11 protein-coding genes and 1 tRNA gene are annotated in these 14,868 nt (G+C 64.8%); 9 read left to right on the top strand and 3 right to left on the bottom strand.

The genetic code is table 11. The annotated features are described in order from the left end of the window. Positions 1-338: 338 nt before the first annotated feature. Entirely contained in the window at positions 339-707 is a 369-nt protein-coding gene (locus CO669_RS32230) for a DUF3175 domain-containing protein (protein ID WP_097666252.1), read from the bottom strand. 180 nt (positions 708-887) lie between these two features. On the opposite strand from CO669_RS32230, the gene CO669_RS32235 reads away from it, so the two are divergent. From CO669_RS32235 to CO669_RS32245, 3 genes are all read left to right on the top strand, one after another. Then, positions 888-2,372, top strand: coding sequence for an MFS transporter (locus CO669_RS32235; RefSeq protein ID WP_097666406.1), 1,485 nt, complete (start codon positions 888-890; stop codon positions 2,370-2,372). A 4-nt stretch (positions 2,373-2,376) separates the two neighbouring features. Then, positions 2,377-3,195, top strand: a complete 819-nt coding sequence (gene otsB / locus CO669_RS32240; protein WP_097666254.1) for a trehalose-phosphatase — start codon at positions 2,377-2,379, stop codon at positions 3,193-3,195. A 240-nt stretch (positions 3,196-3,435) separates the two neighbouring features. Then, entirely contained in the window at positions 3,436-4,899 is a 1,464-nt protein-coding gene (locus CO669_RS32245; protein ID WP_097666256.1) for a trehalose-6-phosphate synthase, read from the top strand. Positions 4,900-4,953: 54 nt separating this feature from the next. Here CO669_RS32245 and CO669_RS32250 read toward each other — a convergent pair whose 3' ends face one another. After that, entirely contained in the window at positions 4,954-5,295 is a 342-nt protein-coding gene (locus CO669_RS32250) for a hypothetical protein (RefSeq protein ID WP_097666258.1), read from the bottom strand. A 193-nt stretch (positions 5,296-5,488) separates the two neighbouring features. Between CO669_RS32250 and CO669_RS32255 the strand changes: the two genes are divergently transcribed. The 6 genes from CO669_RS32255 (at position 5,489) to recQ (ending at position 13,505) form a co-directional block, all read left to right on the top strand. After that, positions 5,489-5,578, top strand: a tRNA-Ser gene (locus tag CO669_RS32255). A 618-nt stretch (positions 5,579-6,196) separates the two neighbouring features. Then, a complete protein-coding gene (locus CO669_RS32260; RefSeq protein WP_097666260.1) occupies positions 6,197-7,777 on the top strand; it encodes an amidase family protein in 1,581 nt (526 codons plus the stop codon). Between the two features lie 390 nt (positions 7,778-8,167). Beyond that, positions 8,168-9,469, top strand: a complete 1,302-nt coding sequence (locus tag CO669_RS32265) for an O-acetylhomoserine aminocarboxypropyltransferase/cysteine synthase family protein (RefSeq protein ID WP_097666262.1) — start codon at positions 8,168-8,170, stop codon at positions 9,467-9,469. Between the two features lie 12 nt (positions 9,470-9,481). Continuing rightward, on the top strand, positions 9,482-10,522 hold the full coding sequence (gene metA, locus CO669_RS32270; protein WP_097666264.1) for a homoserine O-succinyltransferase MetA: 1,041 nt from the start codon (positions 9,482-9,484) through the stop codon (positions 10,520-10,522). 62 nt (positions 10,523-10,584) lie between these two features. Then, on the top strand, positions 10,585-11,328 hold the full coding sequence (locus CO669_RS32275; protein WP_097666266.1) for a polysaccharide deacetylase family protein: 744 nt from the start codon (positions 10,585-10,587) through the stop codon (positions 11,326-11,328). A 311-nt stretch (positions 11,329-11,639) separates the two neighbouring features. Beyond that, positions 11,640-13,505, top strand: a complete 1,866-nt coding sequence (recQ, locus tag CO669_RS32280) for a DNA helicase RecQ (RefSeq protein WP_097666268.1) — start codon at positions 11,640-11,642, stop codon at positions 13,503-13,505. A 211-nt stretch (positions 13,506-13,716) separates the two neighbouring features. Here the strand turns inward: recQ and CO669_RS32285 are convergent, their stop codons facing one another. Next, positions 13,717-14,733: a 1-aminocyclopropane-1-carboxylate deaminase gene (locus CO669_RS32285; RefSeq protein WP_097666270.1), complete on the bottom strand. Its 1,017-nt coding sequence runs from the start codon at positions 14,731-14,733 to the stop codon at positions 13,717-13,719. Positions 14,734-14,868 lie beyond the last annotated feature (135 nt).

Genomic DNA, 14,868 nt, shown 5'->3' on the forward strand with positions numbered 1-14,868 from the left:
GGCCAAGACGCTGTCGTCCGAAAGCACCCGCCTGCGCGCCGAGCTCGATCGCTTCATGGGCAATATCAGAGCGGCGTGAGGCGCCGCGCCTGACCCCGCTGTCGCCTCATCCTCCGCTGTCGTCCCGGACAAGCGCGCCCTTGAGGCGCGCGTAGATCCGAGACCCATAGCCACAGAATCGGGTTGGCGAAGACTCGGAGTTACCTGCGTCGCTCCACAACCACTCCCTGGGAGTATGGGTCCCGGATCGGCGCTCTACGCCTGACAGCGCTTCGCGCTGCCAGCCGCTACGCTTGTCCGGGACGACAGCGGAGCAGGGGATGCGATCCTCCTCCCTCTCACTCCCTTCCAAACGCCCGCTTCAACTCCACCTTCGCCTTCTCCAGCCGCGTGCGTTGCGTCTTCGGCAGCGTCTTGCCGGCGCGGTTGATGTAGAAGGTCAGCATCGACAGCGCCGAGCGATAGGCGCCGGCCTTGCGGCGTGAGCTGCGCTCGGCCGACCGCTTCAATGACGTCGCGATCTTCTTCGGGCTGTCCAGCTTGAACACACCCTGCTTGAGGTCGAGCGCGTCGCTCTGCCTGGTCACGCGCTGCGACCAGCGCTTCGGCGCGGCGCGCTTCGGGCTCTTGCGCGCAGGCTTACGTCTTGCGCTGGTCGTCTTGCGCGCTGGTTTGTGAGATTGTGTCCTCTTTCTGACATGAGCCATGCGTCAACTCCTTGCGGCACCAACGGAAACGGAGAGCCATAAGCGCCGTTCCCGGGGAACCCGGCCTTGCCGCAGACGTTGTCGCAGGTGGCAGGCGGAATGCCGCACCCCCATGATCGGAACGCCCCGTCCACATCATGTGAACCGGGGCTGCTTCCATTGATCGAACGCAACAGCCCGATGGAATTGCAGCAAAGCCCAGCGCTGAACTACGCATCTGGGGTCGCGGCGGACGCGACCGACCGCATCGTCGAGACCAGTATTCCCGCGCGGCTCGATGCGCTGCCCTGGAGCGGCTTTCACACCCGCGTCGTGCTCGCGCTCGGCATCACCTGGATCCTCGACGGCCTCGAGGTGACGCTGGCAGGCGCGCTCTCCGGCGCCCTGAAGCAGAGCCCGTCGCTGCATTTCTCCAATCTCGATCTCGGCATCGCCAATTCCGCCTATCTCGCCGGCGCCGTGCTCGGCGCGCTCGGCTTCGGCTGGCTCACCGACCGCATCGGCCGCAAGAAGCTGTTCTTCATCACGCTGGCGCTCTACCTCTCGGCGACGGCTGCGACCGCTCTGTCGTGGGATATCGCGAGCTACGCGATGTTCCGCTTCCTCACCGGCGCCGGCATCGGCGGCGAATACACCGCGATCAATTCGACCATCCAGGAACTGGTGCCGGCGCGCTATCGCGGCTGGACCGATCTCGTCATCAACGGCAGCTTCTGGATTGGCGCGGCGATGGGGGCGGTCGCGTCCATCGTGTTGCTGGATCCCGCCGTGATCAGCCCCGATCTCGGCTGGCGCCTCGCTTATTTCATCGGTGCCGCCATCGGTCTTGTCGTGCTCTTCATGCGGATGTGGATTCCGGAGAGTCCGCGCTGGCTGATGATCCATGGCCGTCCCGATCAGGCCCATGCGATCGTCGACGAGATCGAACGCTCCGTGATCGGACATGGTCAGGATACGAGCGAGGCGCGCTTCACCAAGATCCGGCTGAAGATGCGCGATCACACGCCGATTCGCGAGGTCGTCCACACGCTGTTCTCGGCGTACCGCCAGCGCGCGCTGGTCGGTCTCGCGCTGATGAGCGCACAGGCGTTCTTCTACAATGCGATCTTCTTCACCTTCGCGCTGGTGTTGACCGACTTCTACGGCATCAAGGCCGATCACGTCGGCTGGTACCTGCTGCCGTTTGCGGCCGGCAATTTCCTCGGACCTCTCCTGCTCGGCCGGCTGTTCGATACGCTGGGGCGCCGCGCCATGATCATGTTCACCTATGGCATGTCAGGCCTGTTGCTGGCGCTCTCGGGCTATCTGTTTTCCATCGGCGTCCTCACCGCGCAGGGCCAGACCATTGCCTGGATGGTGATCTTCTTCTTTGCCTCGCCGGCCGCGAGCGCAGCCTATCTCACCGTCAGCGAGACGTTTCCGCTCGAGGTTCGCGCGCTGGCGATCGCGGTGTTCTACGCGGTCGGCACCGGCGTCGGCGGCGTGATCGGACCGGCGCTGTTCGGCGTGCTGATCGACACGGGATCACGCACCAGCGTGTTCGCGGGCTATCTGCTGGGAGCATTCCTGATGATCGCGGCCGCGATCGTGGCGTGGCGCTACGCCGTCTCCGCGGAGCGCAAATCGCTCGAACAAATTGCGCGTCCGCTCGCCTTTATGGAGTAGACTGATGAAATCGGAACTTGCGGAAATGGCTTTGGATCAGCAGCTCACCGGACCCGAGGACGAGGCGCCCGACGCGGTGCCGGTGCCGCATGCGCTGGTGCCGCATCTCGACGAGACTGCGATCCTGCTCGACATCGACGGCACGCTGCTCGACCTGATGCCGACGCCGCGTGAGGTATGGGTGCCGCCGGGCCTGTCGGACACGCTCAATCGCCTGACCGAGCGGACCTCCGGCGCGCTGGCGCTGGTCAGCGGCCGCTCGCTCAACGACATCGACCTGATCTTCGCACCCGAGGTGTTTCGCGCCGTCGCCGGCCACGGCGCCGAGATGCGGCTGTCGGTGGACAGTGAAGCCGATGCCGTGCACGCGCCGCCGCTCGACAAGGAGCTGAAGCGGCGGCTTGCGGCCATCGCCAAGCTCAGCCCGGGCATTCTGCTCGAGGACAAGGGCTATTCGCTCGCGCTTCATTACCGCCTGGCGCCGCATGCGGAGAAGGCGATCTACGAAGCCGTCTCGGTGATCCGCGCCGATTTGCCCAATGCGCCGATCGAGGTGCTGCCGGGCAAGTTCGTCTGCGAGATCAAGCATTCCGGATTCACCAAGGCAACCGGTGTGCGGGAACTGATGAAGCGGGAGCCTTTCAAGGGACGGCGTCCGATCTTCATCGGCGACGACGTCACCGATGAAACCGTGTTTGCGATCATGCCCGACATGAACGGGCTCGCTTTCTCGGTCGGCCGCCGCGCCATGGGCGTAAACGGGCATTTCGACGCGCCGAGCGACGTGCGTGCGTTCCTCGCCCGCCTGCTCGATCCAAGGTGAAACGAAGGCAGCGCCACGCCGTCGACATGATGCCTTGGGAACGGCGCCGCCGCGTGCCGCACGGCTTGCTTCGCATCATCAGGACACAAACTGTTTTTGCAGCGAAATCGCCGGGTTCCGTAAGGGAAACCAGTTCCAACGCGCATGCCCGATTTTGGTTTCAATTGGTTGAAACCATGACAGGAACCATATTGATGAACGGCAGTTAAACGGGTGGAATGAAACAGGAGGGGACGACCTGTGAACTTAGTCGTCGTTTCAAATCGTGTCGCCCGCGGCAAACCCAATGAGCCCATGACGGGCGGTCTCGCGGCGGCCTTGCTGCCGGTGGTGGAACATTCTGGCGCGATTTGGGTGGGTTCCTCGGGCCGGGTCCGTGATGGCCAGCAGAAGGAACCGTTCGCGGAGATCGAAGCGCTAGGCTCTGGCGCAATTGCGACGCTGGATCTGCCGGCGGCGCATTACGGTGGCTATTACGAGGGCTTCGCCAATTCGGCGCTGTGGCCGGCGCTGCATTCGCGCAGCGATCTGATCCGCGTCTCCAGCGACGACTATGTCAGCTATCGCGAAGTCAACGCCTTCATGGCGCGCGCCCTGATGCGTTTCCGCAAGCCGAAGACGGCGTTCTGGGTGCAGGATTATCATTTCCTCGCGCTCGGGGCCGAGCTGCGCGATCTCGGCGTCGACGATCCCATCGGCTTCTTCCTGCATACGCCCTGGCCCGTCGCCGCGGTGATGCAGGGCGTGCCCAACCATCGCGAGCTGATCAATGCGATGCTCGCCTACGACCTGCTCGGCTTCCAGACCGAAGACGATCGGCAGAATTTCCTCTCCTATGTCGGCGGAGAGCTCGGCCTCGCCGTCGAGGACGGCGTTGCGCTGTCGCAGCACGGCCGCACCCGCTGTGAAGTCTTCCCGATCGGTATCGACGCGGAGAAGTTCGCGGCCTACGCCGCCAAGTCCGCCTCGCATCCCGACGTATCGCGGCTGCGCCGCAGCCTCAACGGCGAACGTCTCGCGATCGGTGTCGACCGGCTCGACTATTCCAAGGGTCTCGTCAACCGCATCAGCGCCTTCGACCGGCTCTGGACCGAGCAGCCGCAGTTTGCGCGCAGCATCTCTCTGCTTCAGATCGCCAATCCCTCGCGCGGCGCGATCGAGGCCTATGGCAACCTTCAGAACGAGGTCGCGCGCCTCGTCACCGACGTCAACGGCCGGCACGGCGAGGTCGACTGGACCCCGATCCGCTATTTGAACAAGGGCTTTAGCCAGGCCGTGCTCGCAGGGCTCTACCGCACCGCGCAGATCGGTGTGGTGACGCCGCTGCATGACGGCATGAACCTCGTCGCCAAGGAATATGTCGCAGCCCAGAATCCGGCCGATCCCGGCGTGCTGGTACTGTCGAAATTCGCGGGCGCCGCCAACGAGCTCGACGCCGCGCTCCTGGTCAATCCGCACGATATCGATGGCATGGCACGCGCGATCGCGATTGCCGCCGCGATGCCGCTCACCGAGCGCAAGATGCGCTGGGACGCGATGATGAAGAAGCTGCGCGGCCACACGATCCAGCAATGGTCGGCCGATTTCGTCGCGGAGCTCGAGAAGTGCCGGACGGAAAAGGCCGCCGTCGTCCCGCTCGCCACGCAACCGCCGCAGGCGCTGCGCTGGCTGAAGTCGGCGATCTCAGGCGTGCGGCTGATTTGATCAGGCCTGGTGCTCCTCCCTTCCTCTCCACAAGGGGAGAAGGGAGCGCGCACCTCAATAGCAATACGACACGCCTTCCAGGATCGCGCATTGGCGCTTGTTCGGCGCGTTCGGATCGTCCATCGGCACCACGCCCTTGCCCTGGCCGACGAACACGCCGGGCCCGACATGGATCGAACTCTTGTTGCCGATGATGACGCTTGGGTGCGGCGTCGAGCTCGAGCGCGTGCCGTCCGGCCAGAGGATGGCGTCCCCCGACAGCACCCCGCGCCGCCCGTCGTCGCAGCTGACGTCGACGCCCTGTCGGGTGCAGACCTGGGCAGAAGCGGGCGCTGCGGCGGCGGAGACGAGGGCCGGGATCAGGCTCAGTACGGCGATGGTCGTGCGGATGGTCATGGGGTCCCTGCGCGTGTTTGGCGGCTTCCCGTGAATCGTCGCGCCAAACCCGTCACGGGTTCAGCCGGGGTGGCGCGCCGGGGACGGGGCGTAACAGATATTACCCTGTAACTACAACAAGTTGCGGAAAATCGACCGGATTGACCTGCGATTACTTGCAAAATCATCAGCGCCCCTTCAAGAGAGGCGCTCCGGAGAGATGGCCGAGTGGCTTAAGGCGCACGCTTGGAAAGCGTGTGTGCGGGAAACCGTACCGTGGGTTCGAATCCCACTCTCTCCGCCATATCCATCTGAAATCAAATATGAATTTGGCTTTCCGCGGAACCTTTGAGGTTGTCCGCTCGACCGCGTTTGCGCGCCTCCGGGCCGTCGGGAATCGTTGCGGCCGCGCCTCGGTCGGGGCTTCGGCCCGGCCGCGCCAGACCTGCAGCAAGGTCGGGGTGTGACCCGTGAGCAGCAACGGACCGAGCACCACACCCGGCGCTTCGAGAAACACCAGCCCACCGACGACGGCGATGAACGACAGCATGGTGTGATTTCGAAGCTTGTTGCCGAACACCCTCGTGAAGATCGTGTCGATCATCCGGCGTACGGCTTGCGGAGAATTCAGGCTCCGACAGCGATCGCGCAAGAGGTAGAGGCGGTCGAACGTCAGCAGCAGGTTCGCGACTCCGGAAATCCACCCTGTCGTGAAGCCATTGCAGCGTCGGGGCAAGCCAGCGATGCTTGCCGTGAGCTGCGTCCAGTCCTCCGCGTCGAACATGGGCACGGCGCGACGTGCGGCGACGTCTCCCGACGATTGGTCGCATGGGCGGCTCTCGCCAGCGCGGCATGCAGAAACGCACCTATACAGGCCCGATCCGCCTCCGTAACCTCGCGCCGCAACTGAAGGAGTTACCAGGTGGCGAAGAAGGCGGCGGCCAAGAAGATTGCTTCCAAGAAATCGGCAGTGAAAGCATCGCGCAAGACATCTTCAGCCCGGAAGGGCGTTGTCGCGAAGTCGGGTGCGAAGAAGTCAGGTGCGAAGAAGGCCTCCCCGCGCAAGCCGACTGCACCTCCCCGCCCCAAGGGCGCGCCTTGGCAATGGTCGGCGGTGGAGACCGCAGCCGCCATCCGCTCCGGCGCCATCTCCGCGGTCGAGACGGTCGAAGCGCATCTCGAGCGGATGCGCGCGGTCAATCCGAAGCTGAACGCCGTCGTCGTCGATCTCTCGGAGGAGGCGCTTGCCGCCGCCCATGCGGCCGACAAGCAGCGCGCCAAGGGAGGTGCGCTCGGCCTTCTGCACGGGGTGCCGATCACGATCAAGGAAAACGTCGATTACCACGGCCGGCCGAATTTCAACGGCGTGCCAGCCAACAAGGGCCTGATCGCACCGTCGGATGCGCCTGTCGTGCGCAACCTGAAGAAATCCGGTGCGATCGTCATCGGGCTCACCAACACGCCGGAATTCTCCTTTCGCGGCTTCACCGACAATCCCCTGCACGGGCTGACGCTCAATCCATGGGGTCCCGATATCACCTGCGGCGGCTCGTCGGGCGGCGCAGGCTCGGCGGTCGCCGCCGGCATCGGCACCATCGCCCATGGCAACGACATCGGCGGCTCGCTGCGCTGGCCGGCGCATTGCAACGGCGTTGCCACCATCAAGCCGACCCAGGGGCGCATCCCCGCATTCAACGAGAGTGCCACGGCCGAGCGGCCGATGCTGGCGCACCTGATGTCGGCGCAGGGGCCGCTGGCGCGCCATGTCGCCGACGTTCGCCTTGGGCTGGAGGTGATGAGCCAGCGCGATCCGCGCGATCCCTGGTGGGCGCCGGCGCCGCTGGTCGGCGAGAAGCCGAAGGGGCCGATCAAGGTGGCGCTGGCCAAGATCCCCGAGGATATGGACGTCGATCCGTCAGTCACGGCGGCGCTACGCCAGGCCGCGGACCATCTCGAACGTTCCGGCTACCGCGTCAGCGAGGTCGAGGTGCCCGACATCAACGGCGTCTGGCAGACCTGGTGCGACATCATCACCAACGAGACGGTGGTGATGCAGGAGGCCGGCATGCTGAAGGTCACCTCCGAAGACTTCCACAAGGCGTGGAACGGCATGAAGACCAAGGCCAGTGTGCTCGATCTCAAGGCCTGGATGCAGGCGACCGCCGCGCGCAACGGCCACATTCGCGCCTGGCAATTGTTCTTCGAGGACTATCCGGTCGTGCTGGCGCCGACCACCGTGAAGCCGACGCCGGGCCCGCGCGACGACACCGTCAGCGCCGAGCGGGTGAAGGAGATCTTCTGGGGCGAGATCCGCTTCATCTCGGCGATCAACGTGCTCGGCCTGCCCGGCGCCGTGGTGCCGGTGGTGCTCCACGACGGCAAGCCGATCGGCGTGCAGCTCATTGCGGGGCGCTATCGCGAGGATCTCGCGCTCGATGCGGCGGCCGCAATCGAGAAGCGGGCCGGGGTGCTCGCCCACCGCCTCTGGGAGAGTATGGGCTGAGGCTGCGAGCTATCGCAGCGTTGACGGTGGCACCCTCGCCCCGTGTGAGAGAGGGTGGCTCGCCCGCAGCGGCGAGACGGGTGAGGGGTCTCTGTCCAAGAACGCAGGTTCAACCGCATGGGATGGAGACCCCTCATCCGGCGCTCCGCGCCACCTTCCACCACAACGGGAAGGATGGCGACCGTCACTGTCGCGGCACAGCGCGCAAATACATTAATCCGCTTTAACCCGAATCCCGGCCAATTCGCCAACAACGGTTAGGGTTACTTCCTCGATCTCTAAGCGAATTATTGTCCGCTTTACCACCCGCCTCTAACACGGGCGAGGCGGACAACGCACATGCCTCATTCCAGGCCAATAAGTGCGGCCCGCCCACGCGGAGGTGGCACGATGCGCAACGAGACGATCGCTATTCACGCCGGTTACGAACCCGAAGCCACCACGCACGCGGTTGCCGTGCCGATCTACCAGACCGCGGCTTACGCGTTCGACAGCGCCGATCACGGCGCCGCGCTCTTCAACCTCGAGGCCGAAGGCTTTCGCTATAGCCGCATTGCCAATCCGACCAGCGCGGTGCTGGAGAAGCGCATCGGCCAGCTCGAAGGCGGCGTCGGCGCGCTCGCGGTCGCGACCGGCCAGGCGGCGCTGCATTTCGCCTTCGTCAACGTCGCCGATCACGGCGGCAACATCGTTTCCGTGCCGCAGCTCTATGGCACCACGCACACGCTGCTTTCGCACATCCTGCCGCGGCAGGGCATCACCGGCCGCTTCGCCGAGAGCGACGGACCGGATGCGGTTGCGAAGCTGATCGACGAGAACACCCGCGCGGTGTTCGCCGAGACCATCGGCAATCCCGCCGGCAATGTCTGCGACATCGAGGCGCTGGCCAAGGTCGCGCATGCGCATGGCGTGCCGCTGATCGTCGACAACACGGTCGCAACCCCGATCCTGCTCAAGCCGTTCGACTACGGCGCCGACATCGCCGTGCATTCGCTGACCAAGTTCCTGGGCGGTCACGGCACCACGCTTGGCGGTGCCATCGTCGATTCCGGAAATTTCCCGTGGGCGAAGCATGCCGAGCGTTTCCCGGCCTACAACAAGCCGGATGCCTCCTATCACGGCCTCGTCTATGCCGAGCGCTTCGGCCGGACCGCCTATATCGAGCGCGCGCGCAGCGTCTATCAGCGCACCATGGGATCGGTGCTGTCGCCGTTCAACGCCTTCCTGCTGCTGCAGGGCATCGAGACCGTGGCGCTGCGCATGGAGCGTCACGTCGAGAACGCCCGCAAGGTCGCCGAATTTTTGCGCGCCGATCCCCGCGTCGCCTGGGTCAACTACACCGGTTTCCCCGACAGCCCGTATTACCCGCTGGTCCAGAAATATCTGGACGGCAATGCCTCCTCGCTGTTCACCTTCGGCATCAAGGGCGGCATGGAAGCCGGCAAGACCTTCTATGATGCGCTGAAGCTGATCACGCGTCTCGTCAATATCGGCGATGCCAAGTCGCTGGCCTGCCATCCGGCCTCGACCACCCACCGCCAGATGTCGGCCGAGCAGCAGCGCGTTGCGGGCGTGCTGCCGGAGACCATCCGCCTCTCGATCGGCATCGAGCATATCTCCGACATCATCGAGGACATCGACCAGGCGCTGGACAAGGCCTGCCGGTCGACGCGCCTCGAGGCCGCGGAGTAGGCGGCCTCGCCAATGACGATCTTGATCGACAGGGATCAAGTCATAACGAGCCCGGCGCTGGTGCCGACCGAGCGCGATCTCGCGCGGGATCACGGCACCGAGCTCACGATCGGGCTCGTCAACAACATGCCCGATCCGGCGCTGAAGGCGACCGAGCGGCAGTTCATGAAGCTGCTCCAGGCCGCAGCAGGCCCGTGCCGCATTCGCTTCCACTGCTTCTCGCTTCCCAGCGTGAAGCGTTCGCCGGAAGCGCGGTGGCATGTCGAGAGCGAATATTCCGATCTGTCCGATCTGAAGAATCAGAAATTCGACGGGCTGATCGTGACGGGTGCGGAGCCCGTCGCGCCCGAACTCGACCAGGAGCCGTACTGGCGTGACCTAACCGAGCTCATCGACTGGGCCAAGGCCAACACGCGCTCGACGATCTGGTCGTGTCTCGCCGCGCATGCGTCGGTGCTGCATCTCGACGGCATCGCGCGGCGGCGGCTGCCGGCCAAATGCCATGGCGTCTTCGATTGCGACGCCGTGACGAGCGATTCCCTGACGCGCGCAGCGCCCGCGCCGCTCAAGGTCTCGCATTCGCGCCTGAACGAGATCGCGGAGAGTGACCTGGTGCAGGCCGGCTATCAGGTGCTGACCCGCTCGGAGCAGGCCGGCGTCGACGTTTTCGTCCGGCAATATGCCAGCCGCTTCGTGTTCTTCCAGGGCCACCCGGAATACGACGCGTTGTCGCTCCAGCGCGAATATCTGCGCGACATCGGCCGCTATCTCGCGCGGGAGCGGGAGAATTATCCGCACCTGCCCGTGAGCTATTTTGACGCAGCGACCGAAGACAAACTGGCCCGCTTCGAGAGGAAGGCTGCGCATCAGCGCCACCCGGCGCTCACCAACGAGCTGCCTGGGCTGAATTTGCGCGCTGATATCGGCGCCGGCAGCGCGGCGGCGGTGCTTTTCCGCAACTGGCTGCAATATCTCACCGGGGAAGCCGAGGCGTCGGCTCCTGCGCGTCAATCCAAAGATGTTGGTTCCGCGTTAGGATTACCCAGGCGTTAAGCTTGCCTCGACCGGCATGTGAATGTTTCAGTACGGAAATACGTAATCACGGGAACGCGATCGTGTGGTCGGCACTCCAGGGACGCGTGAGCAATCGGCTGGCCCGGCATTTCCGCGCCGCGCCGCACCGGCTGCCTGCGCATGCGCCGATCGTGAGCTTCACCTTCGACGATGCCCCCGACAGCGCCGCGGGCGAGGGCGCCGCGCTTCTGGAAGAGCATGGTGGCCGGGGCACGTTCTATCTCGCCGGGAGCCTGATCGGTCAGCCGTCGGACCATTGGCACGGCCTGTCGGACGACGCGATCGTCCGGCTCCACCGCTCAGGTCACGAGATTGCCTGCCACACTTTCTCGCATCAGAGCTCGGCCAATCTCGACGAGGCGGCGATGGCGCGCGAGATCGACCAGAACCGCTCCTATTTCCGTGCGATCGATTCCTCGATCAATCTGGAGAACTTCGCCTATCCCTACGGCATCGCCTCGGTCTGGCGGAAGCCGCAGCTCGCCAAGGCTTTCCGTTCGGCGCGCGGCATTCTCCCCGGCGTCAACAGCGACGTCATCGATCTGCAGTTCCTGCGCGCTTCGCCTTTGGTCGATTGCGAGATCGACAAGGCGGGCGTCGATCGCTATTTCGACGAGGCCGTCGCGAGCGGTGGATGGCTCATCTTCTACGGCCATGACGTCGCCAACGCGCCGAGCCCCTATGGCTGCACGCCGGACCTGATGCGCCATGCGCTGGAATCGGCTGGACGGCGCAACATGCCGATCGTGACGGTTGCGGAAGCGCTGCGGAGGATCGGAGCGTAGCTGCGTCTTCACTGAGCGTGCTCTTGTCACCTCGCCCTGCTTGCGGGGGGAGCAATCGCATTCGAGCATTCCGAAGAGGTCGTCATGCCCGGGCTTGTCCCGGGCATCCACGTTCTTGGCGCTGCGTGGACAGGCGTGGATGGCCGGGACAAGCCCGGCCATGACGCTGTGGGGGCTGTCGGTGCCCCAGCTCCACCCTTATGCGTTTCCCCCACAGCAAGCAGGGAGAGGCAGAAGATGGCCTTGCCACGTCGACGCGAGCATGCGACTGGCCTTGTGACGAATCTCTTGGCCTTGTTCCCCGAACGCCCATGTCCGCTCCCTCCACCGCCCCGCTGCCTGCGCCGGCCAATGGCCGCGACGCGCTGTCGGTGCTGCATTCGGTGTTCGGCCTGCCGGGCTTTCGCGGCGCGCAGGGTGAGATCGTCCGGCACGTCACCGAGGGCGGCAATTGCCTGGTCTTGATGCCGACCGGCGGCGGCAAGTCGCTGTGCTATCAACTTCCCTCCCTGCTGCGCGAAGGTTGCGGCATCGTGGTCTCGCCGTTGATCGCACTGATGCGCGACCAGGTCGCGGGCCTGCTTGAGGCCGGCGTCAACGCCGCAGCGCTGAACTCGTCGCTGACGTTTCAGGAAGCCTCCGAGATCGAGCGGCGCCTGCTCGCGGGCGATCTCGATCTGCTCTATGTCGCTCCGGAACGCCTGGTCACGCCGCGCTGTCTGTCGCTGCTGGCGCAGGCGAAGGTGGCGCTGTTCGCGATCGACGAGGCGCATTGCGTCTCGCAATGGGGGCATGATTTCCGGCCCGAATATGTCGGACTCTCCATCATCGCGGAGCGCTTTCCCGACGTGCCGCGGATCGCGCTGACCGCAACCGCGGACGAGCTGACGCGCAAGGAGATCGTCGAGCGGTTGCAACTTGCAGATTCGCCGCAATTCGTCTCGAGCTTCGATCGGCCCAACATCCGGTACGAGATCGTCGACAAGCGCAGCGCCGTGTCGCAGCTCAAGGAATTCATCCGCGATCGTCACATGGGCGATGCCGGCGTGGTCTATTGCCTGTCGCGCAACCGGGTGGAGGAGGTCGCCGCCGCGCTTGCCGAGGCCGGTATTGCGGCGCTGCCCTATCATGCGGGGCTCGACAGTGGTGTGCGCTCGCGCAACCAGGACCGCTTCCTCAACGAGGACGGTATCGTCATCGTCGCGACCATCGCCTTCGGCATGGGCATCGACAAGCCCGATGTGCGCTTCGTCGCCCATCTCGATTTACCCAAGAGCATCGAGGCCTATTACCAGGAGACGGGCCGCGCCGGCCGCGACGGCAAGCCGTCGGCGGCGTGGATGGCCTATGGTCTCTCGGACATCGTTCAGCAGCGCCGCATGATCGACGAGTCCAGCGCCTCCGACGAATTCAAGCGGGTCTCGATCGGCAAGCTCGATGCGCTGGTCGGCCTGGCCGAAACGCCGCACTGCCGGCGCCGGCGGCTGCTCGCCTATTTCGGCGAGATCGTGATGGCCGAAAGCTGCGGCAATTGCGACAACTGCCTGACGCCGCCGAAGATGCGCGACGGAAAGGTGCTGGCGCAGAAGCTATTGTCCTGCATCTACCGCACCGGGCAACGTTTCGGTGCGATGCATCTGATCGACGTGCTGGTCGGGCGCCTGACCGAGAAGGTGACGCAGTTCGGCCACGACAAATTGTCCGTGTTCGGCATCGGCCGCGAGCTCAACGAGAAGCAGTGGCGCACCGTGCTGAGGCAATTGGTGGCGATGGGCCATTTGCAGAGCGACAGCGAAGCTTATGGCGCGCTGAAGCTGACCGACACCGCGCGCGGCGTGCTGCGCGGCGAAACGGAAGTCTGGCTGCGCGAGGAGGCGCCGCAGACCCGCGTTCGCGCCAGCCGCGCCAAGTCCCGGCGCGGAGATCTCGCGCCCGCGGCGGGTACGCCCCAAGGCGATGTCGATCCCGAACTGCGCGCGCGGCTGCGGTCCTGGCGGTCGGACATCGCGCGCGAGCGTGGCGTGCCGGCCTATGTCGTGCTGCACGACGCCACCATCGACGGTATCGTCCGGGCCTGGCCGACCACGTTGGACGAGCTTCGCAACGTCCCCGGCATCGGCGACAAGAAGCTCGAGCATTACGGCGACGAGTTGCTGCAGATCGTCAGGACGAGGTAGGGGTGCAGCTTCTTCACTCCGCCGTCATCCCGGACAAGCGCAGCGAAGCGGAGCGCAGATTCGGGATCCATAGCCACGGAACGAAGTTGCTGTGACGCGTTGGCAACTGCGAGTCTTCGCAAGACTATTGCTGCGGCGTATGGGTCCCGGGTCTGCGCTTACGCTTGCCCGGGACGACGGCGGTGTGTGAGGCGTGAGCGCTATGCCTCTCTCACCCGTTCCGGAACGCGTAGGCATAGCCGTTCAAGGCCGGCGCGCCGCCGAGATGGGCGTACAGGATCTTCGCGCCCTTCTCGAAATGGTTCTTCTGCACGAGGTCGATCAGGCCCTGCATCGACTTGCCCTCGTAGACGGGGTCGGTGATCATGCCTTCGAGACGCGCGGTGAGGCGGATCGCCTCCTTGGTCTCTTCCGACGGCACGCCATAGGCGGGATAGGCGTAGTCCTCGATCAGCACGACGTCATCGGAGACGAGCTCCTTGCCGAGCTCGACGAGTTCAGCGGTGTTCTTCGCGATTTCGAGCACCTGTGCTTTGGTCTGATCAGGCGTGAAAGACGCATCGATGCCGATCACTTTTCGCGCGCGGCCGTCGGCGGCGAAGCCGACCAGCATGCCGGCATGAGTGGACCCGGTGACGGTGCAGACGATGATGTAGTCGAACTTGAAGCCGAGCTCCTTCTCCTGCTTGCGCACTTCCTCGGCGAAGCCGACATAGCCGAGGCCGCCGAACTTGTGCACGGAGGCGCCGGCGGGAATCGCGTAGGGCTTGCCGCCGGCCGCCTTCACTTCATCGATCGCCTGCTCCCAGCTCTTGCGGATGCCGATGTCGAAGCCGTCGTCGACGAGGCGCACGTCGGCACCCATGATGCGCGAGAGCATGATGTTGCCGACGCGGTCATAGACCGCGTCCTCGTGCGGCACCCAGGCTTCCTGCACCAGGCGGCACTTCATGCCGATCTTGGCGGCGACGGCGGCGATCATGCGGGTGTGGTTGGACTGAACGCCGCCGATCGACACCAGCGTGTCGGCGTTGGAGGCGATCGCGTCGGGAATGATGTATTCGAGCTTGCGCAGCTTGTTGCCGCCATAGGCGAGGCCCGAATTGCAGTCCTCGCGCTTGGCATAGATCTCGACATTGCCGCCGAGGTGCTTCGACAGCCGCTCCAGCTTCTCGATGGGGGTCGGGCCGAAGGTCAGCGGATAGCGGGGAAATTTGTCGAGCTTCATGGGTCATCCCGATTGGCGGTGGTGTTGGCCGCTGCCTAGCATCGCCCCGGCAAAATGTGCTCTCGAATATTGCGCCTATATTGCGCATCTTCTTGCGTGCTAGGCGGCCTGTGCTAACAATTCTTCCAAATTATT

This window comes from Bradyrhizobium sp. Y36, assembly GCF_002531575.1.
Lineage (GTDB): Bacteria > Pseudomonadota > Alphaproteobacteria > Rhizobiales > Xanthobacteraceae > Bradyrhizobium.